Genomic DNA, 16,625 nt, shown 5'->3' with positions numbered 1-16,625 from the left:
CCGTGAACTCTGCCGAAAACGGCGATAATATAAAGGAAGAATTCAAATGAGGATTGCAGAAAACTGGAAAGATTACAGGATACTGGATACAACAGACGGTGACAAGCTGGAGAGCTGGGGCGGCAAGGTGCTTGTAAGACCCGACCCACAGATAATCTGGAAAAGCCCGAAGCGCACCGATATGTGGGATAAGGCAGACGCAGTATATCACCGTTCTTCAAAGGGCGGCGGCGAGTGGGAGTACCGCAGAAAACTCCCAGAAAGCTGGAACATAAAGTACAGAGACCTGACCTTTGTCATAAGACCCACAGGCTTCAAGCACACGGGACTTTTCCCCGAGCAGGCTGTTAACTGGGATTTTATGGCAGATAAGATAAAGAACGCAGGACGTCCCGTAAAGGTGCTGAACCTGTTTGCATACACAGGTGGTGCGACCCTTGCCTGTGCGGCGGCGGGAGCAAGTGTATCCCACGTTGATGCTTCAAAGGGCATGGTACAGTGGGCAAGAGATAATGCGGCGGCATCAGGACTTTCGGACAAGCCGATACGCTGGCTTGTGGACGATTGCGAGAAGTTCGTAAAGCGTGAGATAAGGCGTGGGAACTTCTATGACGGTATCGTTATGGACCCGCCCAGCTACGGCAGAGGTCCCGGGGGCGAGGTATGGAAGCTTGAAGACTGCATATACGACCTTGTAAAGACCTGTGCGGGAGTACTGAGCGACAAGCCGCTGTTCTTCCTGCTGAACAGCTATACCACGGGACTTTCACCCTCGGTTATGGCGTACATACTTAACGATGTGCTGACCACCCAGCGGGGCGGAAGTGTGACCGCGGACGAGATAGGGCTTCCTGTTGAGGCTACCAAAGGTGTACTGCCCTGCGGTTCAACAGCGATATGGGCAATCTAATTCATAATTCATAATTGTTGGCAGGACAACAAGGTAGCTGTACTTAGGATAGAATGCCAAGGAAACAAAGCGCGCGGTCAAGCCTCGCGCTAGCAGGCTTGCGGGAGTTTGAGGGCAGAGCCCTCAATCACCAAGGCGCAAAACCAAAATGCAAAGCGAACTATAAGAGCAAAGCAAACGTCCGCCCAAACGGCGCGGGCAATATCAAATTTTTGAGCGTGAGCAAAACTTGGACATACGCACAAACTAAGTCCGTATAATATTGCCCGCGCCCGTCGTCAAACAGCGACAGCGTCTTTGACGACTCGACCCGTAAGGGGCGAAAAGTTACCGCAGTACGTAAAAAAACCAAGGAGAACAGAAATGGACAGAATTATCGGTATAAAAGCTGACAAATTCACAGCGGCGGTCGCCAAGGTGATACGGGCTTATGAAGACGTTTCGATGTCCGAGATAAAGCGGCGCATAGCTGATGGTGATTATATCTATTCGGGTGATCTTTACAGGGCGGCTGAGATAAAGAAAGTTCTTAAAATAAATGATGAGCTGACAAAGGCGGGCATAAACTGCGTGATGTATGAGCGCGGAAACGAAACGGATGTGGAATATCTCAATAACAGGCTTGCCTCTTACAAGCAGACCGAGGAATGGACAGAGTACGTCATGGATATGGAAGCACAGGCGGAAGAAAATTCATAATTCATAATTCACAATTCATAATTGTTGACAGGGCAACAGGTGCGCTGGGTTTGAGGATAGAATGTCAAGGTGCGAAAAGTCAACCTCAGTACATTTGCAGGAAGAAAAAGATAATGATAAAGCGTTTATCGCTTTTTCAAATAAATTTCAGGAGGTCACAAAAATGGACGTAAAGGACATAACAAAGGCAGTAAGCGGAGACAGTATCGCTAAGGCGGTAGACAAGGCAGTTGACGCTGTGGCAGACAAGATACCTGTTTCCAAGTCAGTCAAGGACGATGTTAAGAAAGAGGTCAAGAAGGTAGCTACAAAAGAGAATATCGAGAAAGTAGCAACCAAGGAGAACATCGAAAAGGTAAAGGACGTTGCCGGCAAAGTCATCGATAAGGTGAAGGGCGACAAGTAAATAATGTCCGAGGGCGGCGGGACGGTATAATTTATATCCGCCCCGCGGGTGTGCCCGATAATATGAGTAAGGATAATATCTATGAGCGAAAATTTCATCGAGATCAAAGATCTTCGGTTTTCATATATAAATGACCTTGAAGAACCTCCCGTAAAGACAGAGGTGCTCAAAGGTGTCACACTGAATATAAAAAAAGGCGAATTTCTGGCGGTGCTGGGTCATAACGGTTCCGGCAAATCGACCCTTGCAAAGTGCATAAACGCCATAAACCTCCCCGAGGCGGGCGGAGTATTTGTTGACGGTATGGATACACTGGACGAGGACAATCTTCTGCCCATAAGACAGCGTGTTGGAATGGTTTTCCAGAATCCCGATAACCAGATAGTCGCCACCATAGTTGAGGAAGACGTAGCTTTCGCACTGGAGAATATGGGTGTTGAACCCTCTGAGATAAGGCGTAGAGTTGACGAAGCCCTGAAAACGGTGGGTATGTATGAGTACCGTCTGCACGCCCCACACAAGCTTTCAGGCGGACAGAAGCAGAGAGTGGCTATCGCAGGCATAATCGCCATGCGCCCCGACTGCATACTACTTGACGAACCCACAGCTATGCTTGACCCTAAAGGACGCGAGGAAGTCATGAAGACGATAAAGCTTCTGAATTCACAAGGCGTGACGATAGTTCTCATAACCCACTACATGGAAGAAGCCGCACAGGCTGACCGCGTTGTGGTCATCGACGGCGGCGAGGTCGTTATGGACGATGTGCCGCGCAAGATATTCTCGCAGGTGGAGAAGATGAAAGAACTCGGTCTTGATGTTCCGCAGGTGACTGAACTTGCATGGGAACTGCAGAAAGCAGGGTTCGATATATCCACCGAGATAATAGATGAAGATGAATGTGTTAAGAAACTGGCAGAGCTGTTTGGAAAGTGACGGACGGTATGACATTAAGAGAAAAACTTCTTGAAGAAAAACGTGTTGGTCACAAGGGCGGTATCTATCACAAGATGCAGGTGGACTTTGCTTACAATTCCAACCACATCGAGGGAAGCAGGCTCACTCACGACCAGACGCGGTATATCTACGAAACAAAAACGGTGGGTACAGACGGGGCGAAAGATGCGGTCAGGGTCAATGATATCATCGAAACAGTGAATCATTTCAGGTGCTTTGACCATATACTTGATACCCTTGATGAACCCTTGACAGAGGGATATATCAAAGACCTGCATCGCAGGCTGAAAAGCGGAGTTATGGACAGGTACGCCGTGATAGGCGAGTACAAGCAGGAAGCAAACGATGTCGGCGGAATGCTGACAGCTTCACCCGATGAGGTGGGGGGGAAAATGCATGAACTTCTTGCAGGATACGGCACTGAGATGACTTTATACGATGTGGCGCGGTTTCACATGATGTATGAGAAGATACACCCGTTTTGTGATGGAAACGGTAGGACGGGCAGGCTGATAATATTCAAGCAGTGTCTTGAAAATGACATAATACCCTTCTTTATAAATGACGACGATAAGATGTTCTATTACATGGGGCTGAAAGAGTGGCAGACAAGCGGCAGTGATGAAAGGCTGATAAACGTTTTTCTGGCGGCGCAGGATTACACCAAGGCTGTAATGGAGCACTTCGGGATAGAGTATGACAGAACTTTTATAGAATACAAGGATATCATAAATAAGGCAAAATGATGTTAGGAGGTTCCAAAAATGAATGATGAGATATTTGGCAGCCTTGAATATAACGATATGCAGAACTTCTGCGGCAAAGTAAAAACTTCCGTCCTCGGCAGTGAGGAAGAAGTGGATATAATGATACAGGCAGAGGAAGAATCCGACGAAATCGCCGAAAGTCAGCGTGAAGCATTCAGGCTGTTTTCGGAGAATGAGGATAAACTCAAAGATGAGATCATGGAGGGGCTGTTATCCTACTACAATGACGAGCTGAAATATTCCTACGGCGATGATGAGATGTGGCAGGATATCGATACCACCGAGGATATGAAAGCTCAGCTTGAATGGAACTGGATACAGATACCCGGCGATTATATCACAGATGATGCACCTGTGCTTTATCTGATATTTCACTGTAAATGGGAAGATGATGACCCCGACCCGCAGGGAATGGCTGTGGAGATAACCGAGGGCAGCATAACAAACATCGGGACGGCTGAGATAGCTTTTTAAGAGGTAAGAAAAATGTATGTAGTAGGTTCGGCGGTATTGGCAGTATTGCTGGTATTTCTTGAAAAAACAAAAGTACTTAAACTGCATAAGACTTCGGCGGCGATCATAGCTATGCTACTGACAGCGGCGGTAGCAGGACTGTATTTTACAGAGGGCGCAAGACTGCTGGGTGCTATGGGCGTTAAGATAATCGGCGCGGGCAGTGAACTGACAGGGGCTGCAAAGGCGTATGGCAACACATCAAAAGCGGCGATAGTGATAAAGATAATTCTGATGATAGTCTGCGCATTCCCATCGGCGACAGGTCTGATATATATGACGAAGGTGTTGGTCAGCAGGGCGGCAGTGCGTGATGAATTTGAAGAGGAAAATGCTTACGAGGTAAGGCGTGCCAAGGCTTTCGCAAACCGCGGCATAGCGGCATCACTCCTTATGATAGTCATGACAGTCCTGATGGTGATACTTGCTTTTCCGCATCTTGACGAACTTATGGGTACGATGATACTTCTGAACCCCGTGATACTGCTGATATTCTCGCTTTTGACCTTCGGTATCGCGCTGATAGCACTGGTAGGATATTTCCTGGCGATAAACGGAGTTCTGTTCATGATAGTCAGCGGACTTGGTGCGGCGGCTATATTGCTGTATTTCTTTTCGATTGTAATGGGATTTTTTGCATCGGGGTCCGCTTCCAGAAGCAATTCTCTGCCAAGAGGACGCTGGATATTATACGTTCTGCTGAGTCTTATGGCAGGCTGGAACATCTTAGCGTTTATCAGCCTTAAAAAAGAGATGGCAGAGAAAGCAGGATAAAAGAGTCAGGTTTGGAGAAAGTAAAATGGCAGTGATTAAAACCGAAAAACTCACCTATGTTTACGGTGAGGGCACGCCCTTCCGCAAGGTGGCAGTCGATAACGTCGATCTTGAGATAGAAAAGGGCGACTTTGCAGGGATAATAGGCCACACAGGCTCGGGAAAGTCCACGCTGATACAGCATTTCAACGGACTTCTCAAACCCACGAGCGGTGCGGTATATATAGATGGCGAAAAACTCTGGGACGACAAGGCTAAGCTTCGTCCTGTGAGATTCAAGGTGGGGCTGGTGTTCCAGTACCCCGAGTATCAGCTGTTTGAGGAAACAGTGGCTAAGGATATAGCTTTCGGTCCCAAGAACATGGGTCTTGATAAGGACGAGATAGCCCGCCGCGTGAAAGAGAGCGCGGAGATGGTAGGTCTTTCGGCAAAAGCTTTGGAAAAATCCCCCTTTGAGCTATCGGGAGGACAGCGCAGGCGTGCGGCGATAGCGGGCGTTATGGCAATGGAACCCGAGGTGCTGATACTGGACGAGCCCGCATCGGGACTTGACCCCAAGGGCAGAGAACAGATACTGGGCATGATAAAGGATTATCACAGGCAGAAAGGCAACACCGTACTGCTTGTATCCCATTCCATGGAGGATATAGCCAAGAATGTGGATAAGATACTTGTTATGAACGACGCGAAGCTGTTCTGCTATGATGAAACGGTTAAGGTATTCCACCGTGCGGAGGAACTTGAAGCCATGGGGCTTGCAGTACCCCAGATAACAAGGGTGTTCAACAGGCTCAAAGCCATGGGGATAGACCTTGGAGAAGATGTATACACAGTCGGGTTCGGCAGAGACCTTCTGCTGAACAGGCTTGGGAAGAGGGTTTAGGATTGATAAAGGATATTACGATAGGACAGTACTTCCCGGGTAAGTCGGTGCTGCACCGCATGGACTCCAGGGTGAAGATACTGCTGACGGCGGTGTTCATAGTCATGCTGTTTATGGCGAAAAGCATACAGGCGCTTTCGGTGGGGATACTGTTCACGGTGGTCACGTTCATAATATCGCGGATACCGCTTAAAATGATGGGCAAGAGCCTGAAGCCCATAGTCCCCATAGTTATATTCACGGCGGTGCTGAATTTATTTTTCATACGCACAGGGGATGTCCTATGGGAATGGAAAATAATCAAGCTTACACAGGACGGCGTTGACACTTCACTGTTCATGGTGATAAGGATAATCTGCCTGATATGCGGAAGTTCACTGCTTACCTATACGACTTCACCGATAGAGCTTACAGACGCTATCGAGAAGCTTCTGGGACCTCTTAAAAAGATAAAAGTCCCCGTGCATGAACTGGCTATGATGATGACGATAGCTTTGCGTTTCATACCCACCCTTATCGAAGAAACGGACAAGATAATCAATGCCCAGAAAGCCCGCGGTGCGGATATGGAAACAGGGGGTCTGATGCAGAAGACCAAGGCTTTGATACCCATACTTATACCGCTGTTCGTGGCAAGTTTCAGGCACGCCGAGGAACTGGCACTGGCTATGGAATGCAGATGCTATCACGGCGGCGAGGGCAGGACAAGAATGAAACAGCTGAAAATGACCATAACAGACCTCTGGGGCAGTCTGTACTGCATGGTATTTTTAGCAGGGGTCATTGCGGTGAATATTCTTACGAAATAGAAGTTTTCAGCATATCATCATATGCTGTGGATATGGTTTACAGAAAAATGTGCAAAAATTCTGGAAGACAATAGTATGTTTGAGGAGAGTTTATAATGGAAGATATCTATTTCCCCGAACTGGGAATGAGCGAGAAGGAACTTATGAAGAAACTTCCGTTCACGAAAGCTACTAACGGCGCTACAGGCAAGACACTGGATTTTTCATGGTACGGAAAGATACCAAAGGGCTGGAGAATTGCATTCGGCAGAGATATGCTGAATGAGATGGCGGCCGAATATAAGAACTTCACAAGGCACGACAGAAAGGAATGGCGTGTCACGGGAGTTATGGAAAAGTACGGCGAGCTTCGCATATACACGGGCATGACTACTCCGCGTATGGATGATATACTGGAGAAGTATACATCACTCAGCCATAAAAGGTGTCTTGAGTGCGGCAAACCCTGTGTACAGCGCGGCGACGGCTGGATTTACACCATGTGCGAGGACTGCTACGAGGAGATGGTGGAAAGACTTGGTCACGGCGCAGGTATAAGAACGCCTTTTGACTGATAACAGAATAGAAGGGAGATGTCTGTATGGGCGGATTCATATCCGATATGGATCAGGATCACAAGATAATGATACTGGAGAAAAGAGTAAGCAGACTTGAAAACAAACTGAACGGAGGAAACGGTATGTCAAAAATACTTGAAACACTGATAGGACAGGACGTTACACTGAATTTTGCATATGAAGAACTCAAATGCAGGGTGCTTGACTGCGATGAGGACTGGATAAAACTGCTGGTATACGGCAAGAAGAAAGATATGACGATGATACGCCCTGTATACGAGATAACAAAAGTAACACTTGACAAAGACGGGATATAAGTTTATAATATGAGATACTTTAAAATGACGCTGGCTTATGACGGCAGCAGCTATCACGGCTGGCAGAGACAGTCAAATGCGCTGGCTGTGCAGGAGGTAGTGGAGGACGCTATCTTTAAGCTGACAGGCGAAAGGGTAGTCGTGCAGGGCTGTTCGCGTACCGATGCGGGAGTCCATGCAAGGGAATATGTCCTTTCTTTTGGACTCGAACTGCCGATAAACTGCCACGGCATACAGCTGGGGCTGAATTCATGGCTGCCCGATGATATAAGCGTCATAGGGTGCGAGGAAGCCGATGAGGGCTTTCACGCAAGATATATGTGCAAAGGCAAGGAGTACGAGTATATCGTACATAACAGCAGGATAAAAGACCCTTTCATGCGCAATACTGCTTTCAGGAACACTTATCCCATAGATGAGGTGCTTCTTGACAGGGCGGCAAAGGATTTTGTCGGCGAGCATGATTTCAAGGCATTCTGTTCTACAGCCTGCGACAAAGAGATAACTGTAAGGAAGATATATCGGTTCGATGTCAGGCGTGAGGGTGACAAGGTCATATTCACCGTGGCAGGAAACGGATTTTTATACAATATGGTCAGGATAATGGTGGGAACTCTGCTTTTCATAAACGAGGGCAAGATAGCCGCTGACGCTATCCCGCGTATACTGGAGTCAAAAGACAGGAAAAAAGCAGGCAAGACAGTACCGCCACAGGGATTGTACCTGAACAAAGTTTATTATGATGAGGTATCGGTAGATTGAGCAATAGGAATAAAAACAGAAAAGGCAGAAGAAGGATCCGTCGCCCCGAGGACATCATCAGGGAAATAGATGAGATGGCTGAACTCGCCGACTTCGAGGAAAAGCCCGCGGAGAAGGAAGCGGAAGAAATCGCAGAAGCCGTGGAAACTGCTGAGGATATAACAGCGGACGAGGTCGAAGATATCGGGGAAACTGCGGAAGATACTGCGGAGGAAGACGCGGAAGAAACGGTCGAAGAAACAGCCGAAGGAACAGCGGAGGACGCAGAAGAAACAGCCGAAGAAATATCAGAGGACGCAGAAGAAACTGATGAAGCATCTGCTGAGGAAATTTCGGAAGGATCCGAAGATGATCCTTTTGCAGCACCAGTGCAGGAATTCTTAGAGAAAGCAGTCGAAGAACCTGCCGAGGAACCTGAGGAAGAAGATATCCCCGAGAGAAGACCCGTGAGGGAGAAGCCGCGCAAGAAGAAGCACAAGCAGTCCTCGCAGAAGAAGCGTTCCTCACCGCCGAGAGATGAAGCGGAGCTTGCAAGAAAAAGCATAAAGCATACCCGCACAGGGGGCATACCCGATGAGGAACCCCGCAGACGCAGGAGAAAGCCCGGACACGTGGCACCCTCTCCCGAAGAGATACGCGATGCAAGACACCGTGAAAAGAAAAAGCGTCAGATAAGGACCATTGCGGCTGTGCTGATAGTAGCTGTATTCGCAGGCGGGGCATACCTTATGAGAGGCAGGTGGGTGCCTAAGCTTGAAAGCGTTCTGTACCGCCCTAAAGAGACGATAGTCAACGACGGCGAAGTAAAGAAGGGAAATTTCCCCCTCAGCTTTGACGACGGTGCGGTCAGCAGTATAAGCAATACAGGAAGCTACCTGCTATGTCTTGATAAGAATCAGCTGAAATTCTATGATTCTGACGGCGAGGAGAGCAATTCATTCAGCCATAACTATGCAGACCCTGTTATGAGAACATCTGACAAGAGGGTACTGCTTTACGATAAGGGCGGAAGCTCACTGATGGTAGTGGGCAGAAAGAGCGAAATGTTCACGAAGTCCGTTAAGAACAGGCTTATAATGGCTGAGCTCGCTCCAAACGATAATGTTGCTGTGGTGACTTCCGATGAGAAGTACGCGGGAATACTGACAGTATATGACGGCAACGGCAGAGAGATATACAAGTGGTCAAGCAGTTCGGCAGTGCTTAGCGTTACATTTGACGAGAGCGGCAGCGGCTGTTTTGTCACTACCTATTCAAGCAAGGGCGGTATGCTGAATTCTGTGGTCAGGTATCTGGTATTCGATTCGGAAGACCCCGAGATGGTCAGCGAACCTCTGCCTGTGCTGGCTTTGCAGGCAATGAAAAACGAGAGCGGTGACATCTGGGTAGCAGGTGACACGGCATTCTACAGGCTTGACAGCAGGGGAAAGATACTTACCACATACAAATACGAGGGCATGATATCGGATTTTGCTATGAGCAGCAGCTGTGCCGCGGTGGTTCTTGACGGTATCAGGCGAAGTTCTTCCGAACTGCTGATATTTGACAGCAGTACCGAGAACGATCAGCCCGACAAAAGGGTGAAGGAATCCGACGGAACGCCCGAAAGGCTGAAAATAAGCGGCAGCAAGATAGTTCTGCTTAAAGAGAACAGCATAGACTGTTATGACAGATTCGGAAATCTTGATGCGACAGCTGAATGCAGTTCGGATTACAGTGATTTTGTTTACTTCGATGACAGCGTATACTTCTGCGATTACCGCGAGGTGAACAAGATATCCTTTGCCACATAACAGGAGGATCATCATGGCTTTTATACTTGATGCATCTGTGTTCCTGATACTTGTGGTGACCTGCATAGTGGGTTATGCCAGAGGTTTTCGCAGGAGCATCATAGGCATGATAGCTGCCGTTATCGCCACGGTATCGGCTGCGGCTTTTTCCAATGCGCTGGCTGAGCCTGTGTATAACAGGTATATGCGGGATAACGTAAAGGCTCATGTGATGAAGGCGATAGAAGATGCCGACCCGAAGCAGTTCGTCATGGATAAACTGAACGAGCGCGGTTACGGAAAATATTTCACTGAAAGTGAGATAGGCGAAGTAATGGAAAAGGGCGGCGACCTCAATGATAATGTCAGCGAGCTGATGACCGATAAAGGCTTCGGGCATGATGATATCGATGGACTTAATGAGGAGATCGACACTTATCTTGACAGCGAGCTTCAAACAAAGATCAGCAGGCAGATGGATAAAGCAGGGCTTTCGCGTTTCAGCGAGAGCATCAGGATATCCTCCGAGGATATGCGCGAATGTGTCAAAAGGATATCTACCCAAAGCAAGGAAGACGCGGCGGATTATATCGTTGAAAAGGCGGTAAGCCCCATAATGACAGGTGTGATACGCTGTCTGATATTTGTTTTAAGCTATCTGGTGATGATACTTCTGATAAAGCTGATAGTAGCGGTATCGGGCTTGCTTGATAATATCAAGGATATCAAGGCGGCTGACCGTTTTGCAGGTCTGGCGCTGGGTACTATACTGGGACTGCTTTACTGTTCCGTTATAGCCTGGGGTCTGAACTTATTCTGTCGGGCAACAAAGGACAGCCTGACAGTTATCAATGCGGGAATAGCTGAGGAGACTTATCTGTTCAGATATTTCTTTGACTTTTTCCACGGCTGATATGTAGTCGGTATTATGAATAGGATATTTACAGCCTTGCATTATGCGGGGCGGAAAGGAGATAAGTATGATAAAGTGTTCAAGGTGCGGCAAAAGGCCTGCGGTGGTGTTCGTATCATCTGCGAACCCCAATGACCCTACCAAGGCAATGAAGAATGAGGGTCTGTGCCTTAGCTGTGCGAGAGAACTGAAGATACCTCAGGTGGAGGACTACATCAAGAAGATGGGTATTTCCGATGAGGAGATCGAGGCAATGAACAACACATTTGATGAGCTGGACGACGGCGTGGATTTCGAGCCCGGCGGAAGCGGCACTATGCCGGATATACTGTCGAACCTCTTCGGCGGCATAAAGAATATGGCTGACAGTCTTGAAAAGAACCTGACAGGCGGCGAGGGCTTCGGCAGTATGATGTCCGAAGCACCCAAGAAAAAATCTCCCGAGCAGGCAGAAAAAGAGCCCAGAGGGAAGAACGGCAAGAAGCTGAAATTCTTAAATAACTACTGCACCAACCTTACCAAGAAAGCCCGTGACGGCGAGCTTGATAATATCATCGGCAGGGACAGGGAGATATCGAGAGTCGAGCATATACTTTCAAGACGTCAGAAGAACAATCCCTGCCTGATAGGTGAACCCGGTGTAGGTAAGACAGCCATCGCCGAGGGTATCGCCCAGAAGATAGTTTCGGGTGATGTGCCTTTCCATCTGCGTGACAAGGAGATATATCTTCTCGACCTGACTTCACTGGTCGCAGGCACACAGTTCCGCGGACAGTTCGAGAGCCGCTGCAAGGGTCTTGTTGAGGAAGTCAAGGCAGAGGGCAACATCATACTGTTCATCGACGAAGTGCATACTCTTGTAGGCACAGGCGATTCCGAGGGCAGCATGAATGCGGCTAATATACTCAAACCCAGCCTTTCAAGAGGTGAGATACAGGTCATCGGTGCAACTACTTTTTCGGAGTACCGCAAGTACATCGAAAAGGATTCCGCACTTGAAAGACGTTTCCAGCCCGTTACAGTAGGCGAGCCTACCGTTGAGGACACCGTAAGTGTTCTCGAGGGCATAAGCAAGTACTACGAGGAGTATCACAGGGTACACGTTTCAAAGGAGACCCTGAGAAAGTGCGCAATACTTTCCGAGAGATATATCAACGACAGATTTCTCCCCGACAAGGCTATCGACCTGCTGGACGAAGCCTGCGCCTGCACAAGCATACGCACTCCCGAGATAGCTGAATATATAAATGCCAAGGAAGAGCTTGAAAAGCACACTTCGCTTATCGATGCCTACGAGCAGAAAGACGAGCCCGACTTTGAGATAATCGCAAAGGAGAAGAGCGAGATAAGCCGTCTGCAAAAGCAGATAGAAGACCTTGATCAGAAACTGGGCGAGGTATATGTTACCGACGAGGATATCTCCAAAGTCATCGAACTGTGGACGGGTATACCCGCCAATAAGATAGCCGAGAGCGAATTCGAGAAGATACGCAATCTCAAAGACGAGATGTCCAAGAGGGTCATCGGTCAGGACGAAGCTGTTGACAAGGTGGCTAAGGCTATCAAGAGGACCAGAGTACAGCTCGATAAGCGCCGCAGACCTGCATCTTTCATCTTCGTAGGTCCCACAGGCGTAGGAAAGACCGAGCTTGTAAAGGTGCTTGGCGAATCTCTCTTTGATGCCACAGAACCCCTTATCAGGATAGATATGTCGGAGTATATGGAGAAGTACAGCGTATCCAAGCTCATCGGCTCGCCTCCCGGATATGTTGGCTATGACGAGGCAGGTCAGCTGACGGAGAAGGTAAGGCGCAGACCTTACAGCGTGGTGCTTTTCGATGAGATCGAAAAGGCTCACCCCGATGTTATGAATATACTCCTCCAGATACTTGACGAGGGCAAGATAAACGATTCACAGGGCAGGAGCGTTTCCTTTGAGAATACTGTCATCGTTATGACCTCCAACGCAGGTGCCGCTGACAAGGATACAGGTGTGGGCTTCAACAAGACCGACACCGAGATAGCCGAAAACAAGGCTATGAAGGCTCTGAGAGAGTTCCTGAAACCCGAGTTCCTCGGTCGTGTTGACGAGATAGTTATGTTCAATTCACTGACAAAGGAGAACTACGAGAAGATAGCTGCGCTTATGCTGGACGAGATGAGAGCACCGCTTTCGGAAAAGGCTATAAAGCTGGAGTATACCGACGATGCGCTTAAACTTATCGCGGAGAAGAGCCACGGCAAAAAGCTGGGTGCGAGAGATATCCGCCGCGTGATAAGGGCAGAAGTCGAGGACAAGATAGCAGAAGTCATCGTTGAGAACGGCGAGGGCTGTATAGGTCTTGTAAAGGTCGGCGCAGACGGCGACAAGCTTGTTGTTACTACCGATAAGAACAGCGTTGATCTGGCTAAGGCTTAAATTAGACTGAAATAGAAATCACCCCGCGGGAGAGAGATCTTCTGCGGGATTTTTTTTGCGCGGAACGAAGCTGTAAATAGATTCTGTGAGCGGAGAAAAAATTATGAAAAATAAGATGGGTTTAAGGTTAAATTTAGTTGGGAGTGTTATGATATAGACAAGATAAAGAAATAGTACAAAAGCTTATGATATTTTCACCCTCTCCTATAAATAGATTTACCGCAGAACAGTCCACGATATGAGTCGTGGACTGTTTTGTTTATGTGGATATATACAGTTGAGTAGCTGTGTATATACAGTCAGAGGTTTTGCAGTACAGTTGGATGATGGAAAATAGTGCATATTGCTGATAAGCGTGTTGAAAAATCCACAGTGTTTTGTGCCTTCTTACAAAGAAAGTCCCGACCTGTTGACAAATCTGTGCAAACTGTGTATACTGTATACATACAGTTCAAACTTAGTGAACAGTGAATACAGTTTTACACGAAAAAATATATAGACCCATGTGTAAAACTGTGAACGAAAGACAGGACACAGCAAAACAGAATGAAAAACAGGAAAGGAGCGGACACTATGACAAAGATAAGAAAGATATTCGAGAGCAGCCCGAAAAACAGAGAAGCAGAGGGCGCAGAATTTGTAGCACTGGGGCTTATTTGGATGCTGATGGACGGCATGATGCCCATTGGGATCGTATTTATGGCGATAGGCATCGGTGATATGGCAAGGGGCAGGAAAGAGAAAAAGAACAGAGGATAGTCTTCGGTAAAATCAAAAAACAGAACGATACAGGGAGAGAGAAAAATGAAAAGTACAGATAAGATACTGGATTCCATATGGAGCGTAATACTTGTAGATGTTATGATTGCTTTGGCGCTGTTTTCGCAGGGTCGGACAGCGGGAGGCGTGATATTCACGGTGGGTGCGGCTATGATAACGCTTATAGCGGCGGTGCTTGGCAGAAAAAGACAGAATAACGGCTGAGTGCTGAAAAGTATACCAAACGAAAGATAGGAAACAGCAAAACGGAAAAGAGGACAACATGGATATAGAGATAGATGCGCAGAGCCGTCTGACGATAACAGAACAGATAGTCGGGCAGATAGAAAGGCTTATTTCAGAGGGGGAACTTAAAGAGGACGATGTGCTCCCCGCAGTAAAGGATATGGCTGACAGATTACAGATAAGCCGTATGACTACTGCAAAAGCATATGCTCTGCTTTGTGAGAAAGGTCTTGCAGAACAGAGTGACGGACGATTTTCGATCAGGGTAAAAAAGTGATGCGGGTATACCCGAGTATGACAGGGGTGGACTGATGAACATATTTATTGATAACAAAAGCGGTGCGCCGATCTATGACCAGATATTCAATCAGATAAAAAGTCAGATAATCAGCGGGGCGCTGAAAGAGGACGAGGCTTTGCCCTCGATACGAAATCTTGCGAAGGACTTGAAGATAAGCGTGGTAACGACAAAACGCGCTTACGACGAGCTGGAGCGAGAGGGATTTATTTACACGATAGCCGCCAAGGGCTGTTTCGTTGCGCCCAAAAATGTTGAACTTATAAGAGAAGCCAATCTCAGAAAAATAGAAGAACTGATGGCTGAGATAGGAAAGCTCGGGGCAAGCTGCGGGCTTTCAAAGAAAGAACTTATTGAGATGTTTGAGTACATCACTGAGGAGGAGTAACAAATGGAGAATGCTATAGAGATCAGGGGTCTTGTTAAGGAATACAAGGATTTTAAGCTGGATAATGTTGACCTTACTCTTCCCGGGGGATGCATACTGGGTCTGATAGGTGAGAACGGTGCGGGCAAATCCACGTTGATAAAATGTCTGCTGGGTATAATACACAAAAACGAGGGAAGTATCACTATCCTCGGCAGAGATGCCGATAAGGAACTGGCAGATATCAAGGAAGATGTGGGCGTAGTTCTTGATGATGTGGGCATACCCGATACTTTCAAGTACAAGCAGATAAATTCGGTGATGAAATGTACTTACAGAAACTGGGACGAAGCTGTGTTCGAGGGATATATGGAAAAGTTCGGACTGCCGAAGGACAAGAAGTTCAAAGATTTCTCCCGCGGCATGAAGATGAAGATGGGCATAGCCATAGCACTTTCGCACAATGCAAAACTTCTGGTGCTGGACGAAGCTACAAACGGTCTTGACCCTGTTATAAGGGACGAGGTAACGGATATCTTCTACGAGTTCACGAGAGATGAAGATCATTCGATACTGATATCCTCGCACATCGTAAGCGACCTTGAAAAGCTTTGTGATTACATATCCTTCATACACAAGGGCAGGGTACTGCTTAACGAGGAAAAGGACATACTCCTTGAGGAGTATGGTATACTCAGCTGTACCGAGGAAACCCTGAGAGAACTTGACCCCCATGCGATAAGGGGCAAGAAATCGGGAAAATACGGTGTTCAGGCACTGGTAAAGCGTGACGGAGTACCTGCGGGAATGGATATCAGCCCTGTGACTATCGAAGAACTGTTCGTGTTCATGATCAAGGAGATAGCCTGATGAAAGGTCTGCTGGTAAAGGATATGCTGTATATCCGACAAAACTCGGGAATATTTGCATTATCTTTATTCCTGACGGTAATTTGTGCTGTTACTACGGCGATCACGGGAAAGGTACCTGTGGGGATAGGTGTTGAGGCAACGGTATTTATAGGCAGTCTTCCTATGATGTTCATAGCGGACGACCGCCGCACGGGATATGAAAAAATACTGGCATATTCCCCAATATCAAAGGATGATATTGTTAAGGCGAGATATCTGCTGATGTTGGCATTGAGTCTGGCTGGCGGCTTGATATTATCGCTTGTACTGGGTATAGGTGCTTTTATAGGTTCTGCACCTATGGGGAAAGTTTTGGTTGCGGCATTGTTGTTTATGACAACTATGCTGCTATTCTCGGCGTTATTCCTGCCGCTGGTATATTACTTCAAAAAATCAAACGCTGTAATGCTGATAGCGATGACAGTGAGCGGCAGCATAGGTATGGGTTCGGTGATACTGTTCAAAAAGCAGTTTGATGTATCAGCAGGTGCGGCGGCTGTGATGTTCGTGACAGCTTTGGTGATAACGGCAGTATCCTGTGTGATATCGGTAAGGATATTCAGAAAAACAGATATATGACAGAAAT

At 47.5% G+C, this 16,625-nt stretch carries 21 protein-coding genes; all 21 read left to right on the top strand.

Annotation, left to right across the window (positions count from 1 at the left end; all coding sequences use genetic code 11):
* Positions 1 to 46 precede the first annotated feature (46 nt).
* The 21 genes from N773_RS0108805 to N773_RS0108705 all read left to right on the top strand — a co-directional run bounded on the left by N773_RS0108805 (position 47) and on the right by N773_RS0108705 (position 16,618).
* Positions 47 to 910, top strand: coding sequence for a class I SAM-dependent methyltransferase (locus N773_RS0108805; RefSeq protein ID WP_024857452.1), 864 nt, complete (start codon positions 47 to 49; stop codon positions 908 to 910).
* Positions 911 to 1,273: 363 nt separating this feature from the next.
* Positions 1,274 to 1,609: a hypothetical protein gene (locus N773_RS0108800; protein WP_024857451.1), complete on the top strand. Its 336-nt coding sequence runs from the start codon at positions 1,274 to 1,276 to the stop codon at positions 1,607 to 1,609.
* 163 nt (positions 1,610 to 1,772) lie between these two features.
* Positions 1,773 to 2,015: a hypothetical protein gene (locus N773_RS0108795; protein ID WP_024857450.1), complete on the top strand. Its 243-nt coding sequence runs from the start codon at positions 1,773 to 1,775 to the stop codon at positions 2,013 to 2,015.
* An 81-nt stretch (positions 2,016 to 2,096) separates the two neighbouring features.
* The gene (locus N773_RS0108790) at positions 2,097 to 2,951 is read left to right on the top strand and encodes an energy-coupling factor transporter ATPase (protein ID WP_024857449.1); all 855 of its coding nucleotides are present in this window, start codon (positions 2,097 to 2,099) and stop codon (positions 2,949 to 2,951) included.
* Positions 2,952 to 2,959: 8 nt separating this feature from the next.
* Entirely contained in the window at positions 2,960 to 3,718 is a 759-nt protein-coding gene (locus N773_RS0108785; RefSeq protein WP_024857448.1) for a Fic family protein, read from the top strand.
* A gap of 18 nt (positions 3,719 to 3,736) precedes the next feature.
* Entirely contained in the window at positions 3,737 to 4,213 is a 477-nt protein-coding gene (locus tag N773_RS0108780) for a DUF6985 domain-containing protein (protein ID WP_024857447.1), read from the top strand.
* A gap of 12 nt (positions 4,214 to 4,225) precedes the next feature.
* Positions 4,226 to 5,026, top strand: a complete 801-nt coding sequence (locus N773_RS0108775) for a hypothetical protein (protein ID WP_024857446.1) — start codon at positions 4,226 to 4,228, stop codon at positions 5,024 to 5,026.
* A 25-nt stretch (positions 5,027 to 5,051) separates the two neighbouring features.
* Complete coding sequence (locus N773_RS0108770; RefSeq protein ID WP_024857445.1) at positions 5,052 to 5,909, top strand: energy-coupling factor transporter ATPase; 858 nt, start codon at positions 5,052 to 5,054, stop codon at positions 5,907 to 5,909.
* A 2-nt stretch (positions 5,910 to 5,911) separates the two neighbouring features.
* Positions 5,912 to 6,718 (top strand): energy-coupling factor transporter transmembrane component T family protein, encoded by an 807-nt coding sequence (locus N773_RS0108765; protein ID WP_024857444.1) that lies wholly within the window; start codon positions 5,912 to 5,914, stop codon positions 6,716 to 6,718.
* 95 nt (positions 6,719 to 6,813) lie between these two features.
* The gene (locus N773_RS0108760) at positions 6,814 to 7,272 is read left to right on the top strand and encodes a hypothetical protein (RefSeq protein WP_024857443.1); all 459 of its coding nucleotides are present in this window, start codon (positions 6,814 to 6,816) and stop codon (positions 7,270 to 7,272) included.
* 26 nt (positions 7,273 to 7,298) lie between these two features.
* On the top strand, positions 7,299 to 7,592 hold the full coding sequence (locus N773_RS20035; protein ID WP_024857442.1) for a hypothetical protein: 294 nt from the start codon (positions 7,299 to 7,301) through the stop codon (positions 7,590 to 7,592).
* Positions 7,593 to 7,601: 9 nt separating this feature from the next.
* Positions 7,602 to 8,354, top strand: coding sequence for a tRNA pseudouridine(38-40) synthase TruA (truA, locus tag N773_RS0108750; RefSeq protein ID WP_024857441.1), 753 nt, complete (start codon positions 7,602 to 7,604; stop codon positions 8,352 to 8,354).
* A complete protein-coding gene (locus N773_RS0108745; RefSeq protein WP_024857440.1) occupies positions 8,351 to 10,147 on the top strand; it encodes a DUF5711 family protein in 1,797 nt (598 codons plus the stop codon). The genes truA and N773_RS0108745 overlap by 4 nt, the downstream gene beginning before the upstream one ends.
* 13 nt (positions 10,148 to 10,160) lie before the next feature.
* Entirely contained in the window at positions 10,161 to 11,039 is an 879-nt protein-coding gene (locus tag N773_RS0108740; protein WP_024857439.1) for a CvpA family protein, read from the top strand.
* A gap of 67 nt (positions 11,040 to 11,106) precedes the next feature.
* A complete protein-coding gene (locus N773_RS0108735; RefSeq protein ID WP_196231620.1) occupies positions 11,107 to 13,458 on the top strand; it encodes an ATP-dependent Clp protease ATP-binding subunit in 2,352 nt (783 codons plus the stop codon).
* A gap of 573 nt (positions 13,459 to 14,031) precedes the next feature.
* Positions 14,032 to 14,217: a hypothetical protein gene (locus N773_RS0108730; RefSeq protein WP_024857437.1), complete on the top strand. Its 186-nt coding sequence runs from the start codon at positions 14,032 to 14,034 to the stop codon at positions 14,215 to 14,217.
* A gap of 45 nt (positions 14,218 to 14,262) precedes the next feature.
* Positions 14,263 to 14,442 carry a hypothetical protein gene (locus tag N773_RS0108725; RefSeq protein ID WP_024857436.1) on the top strand — a complete coding sequence of 60 codons (180 nt, stop codon included), beginning with the start codon at positions 14,263 to 14,265 and terminating at the stop codon, positions 14,440 to 14,442.
* A gap of 58 nt (positions 14,443 to 14,500) precedes the next feature.
* On the top strand, positions 14,501 to 14,740 hold the full coding sequence (locus tag N773_RS0108720) for a GntR family transcriptional regulator (protein ID WP_024857435.1): 240 nt from the start codon (positions 14,501 to 14,503) through the stop codon (positions 14,738 to 14,740).
* A 34-nt stretch (positions 14,741 to 14,774) separates the two neighbouring features.
* The gene (locus N773_RS0108715) at positions 14,775 to 15,149 is read left to right on the top strand and encodes a GntR family transcriptional regulator (RefSeq protein WP_013497635.1); all 375 of its coding nucleotides are present in this window, start codon (positions 14,775 to 14,777) and stop codon (positions 15,147 to 15,149) included.
* 3 nt (positions 15,150 to 15,152) lie between these two features.
* Positions 15,153 to 15,998 carry an ABC transporter ATP-binding protein gene (locus tag N773_RS0108710; RefSeq protein WP_024857434.1) on the top strand — a complete coding sequence of 282 codons (846 nt, stop codon included), beginning with the start codon at positions 15,153 to 15,155 and terminating at the stop codon, positions 15,996 to 15,998.
* Positions 15,998 to 16,618, top strand: coding sequence for an ABC-2 transporter permease (locus N773_RS0108705; protein ID WP_024857433.1), 621 nt, complete (start codon positions 15,998 to 16,000; stop codon positions 16,616 to 16,618). The genes N773_RS0108710 and N773_RS0108705 overlap by 1 nt, the downstream gene beginning before the upstream one ends.
* The last annotated feature ends 7 nt before the right edge of the window (positions 16,619 to 16,625 follow it).

Source organism: Ruminococcus albus AD2013 (genome assembly GCF_000526775.1).
Classification (GTDB): Bacteria; Bacillota; Clostridia; order Oscillospirales; family Ruminococcaceae; genus Hominimerdicola; species Hominimerdicola alba_A.
Note: the sequence above shows the minus strand (reverse complement) of the source record. Positions and strands in the feature narration are given on the sequence as shown.

Bases quoted from the DNA above. Each gene is read 5' to 3' on its own strand.
- N773_RS0108805 (WP_024857452.1), top strand. From the start codon at position 47: ATGAGGATTGCAGAAAACTGGAAAGATTACAGGATACTGGATACAACA.
- N773_RS0108800 (WP_024857451.1), top strand. From the start codon at position 1,274: ATGGACAGAATTATCGGTATAAAAGCTGACAAATTCACAGCGGCGGTC.
- N773_RS0108795 (WP_024857450.1), top strand. From the start codon at position 1,773: ATGGACGTAAAGGACATAACAAAGGCAGTAAGCGGAGACAGTATCGCT.
- N773_RS0108790 (WP_024857449.1), top strand. From the start codon at position 2,097: ATGAGCGAAAATTTCATCGAGATCAAAGATCTTCGGTTTTCATATATA.
- N773_RS0108785 (WP_024857448.1), top strand. From the start codon at position 2,960: ATGACATTAAGAGAAAAACTTCTTGAAGAAAAACGTGTTGGTCACAAG.
- N773_RS0108780 (WP_024857447.1), top strand. From the start codon at position 3,737: ATGAATGATGAGATATTTGGCAGCCTTGAATATAACGATATGCAGAAC.
- N773_RS0108775 (WP_024857446.1), top strand. From the start codon at position 4,226: ATGTATGTAGTAGGTTCGGCGGTATTGGCAGTATTGCTGGTATTTCTT.
- N773_RS0108770 (WP_024857445.1), top strand. From the start codon at position 5,052: ATGGCAGTGATTAAAACCGAAAAACTCACCTATGTTTACGGTGAGGGC.
- N773_RS0108760 (WP_024857443.1), top strand. From the start codon at position 6,814: ATGGAAGATATCTATTTCCCCGAACTGGGAATGAGCGAGAAGGAACTT.
- N773_RS20035 (WP_024857442.1), top strand. From the start codon at position 7,299: ATGGGCGGATTCATATCCGATATGGATCAGGATCACAAGATAATGATA.
- truA (WP_024857441.1), top strand. From the start codon at position 7,602: ATGAGATACTTTAAAATGACGCTGGCTTATGACGGCAGCAGCTATCAC.
- N773_RS0108740 (WP_024857439.1), top strand. From the start codon at position 10,161: ATGGCTTTTATACTTGATGCATCTGTGTTCCTGATACTTGTGGTGACC.
- N773_RS0108735 (WP_196231620.1), top strand. From the start codon at position 11,107: ATGATAAAGTGTTCAAGGTGCGGCAAAAGGCCTGCGGTGGTGTTCGTA.
- N773_RS0108730 (WP_024857437.1), top strand. From the start codon at position 14,032: ATGACAAAGATAAGAAAGATATTCGAGAGCAGCCCGAAAAACAGAGAA.
- N773_RS0108725 (WP_024857436.1), top strand. From the start codon at position 14,263: ATGAAAAGTACAGATAAGATACTGGATTCCATATGGAGCGTAATACTT.
- N773_RS0108720 (WP_024857435.1), top strand. From the start codon at position 14,501: ATGGATATAGAGATAGATGCGCAGAGCCGTCTGACGATAACAGAACAG.
- N773_RS0108715 (WP_013497635.1), top strand. From the start codon at position 14,775: ATGAACATATTTATTGATAACAAAAGCGGTGCGCCGATCTATGACCAG.
- N773_RS0108710 (WP_024857434.1), top strand. From the start codon at position 15,153: ATGGAGAATGCTATAGAGATCAGGGGTCTTGTTAAGGAATACAAGGAT.
- N773_RS0108705 (WP_024857433.1), top strand. From the start codon at position 15,998: ATGAAAGGTCTGCTGGTAAAGGATATGCTGTATATCCGACAAAACTCG.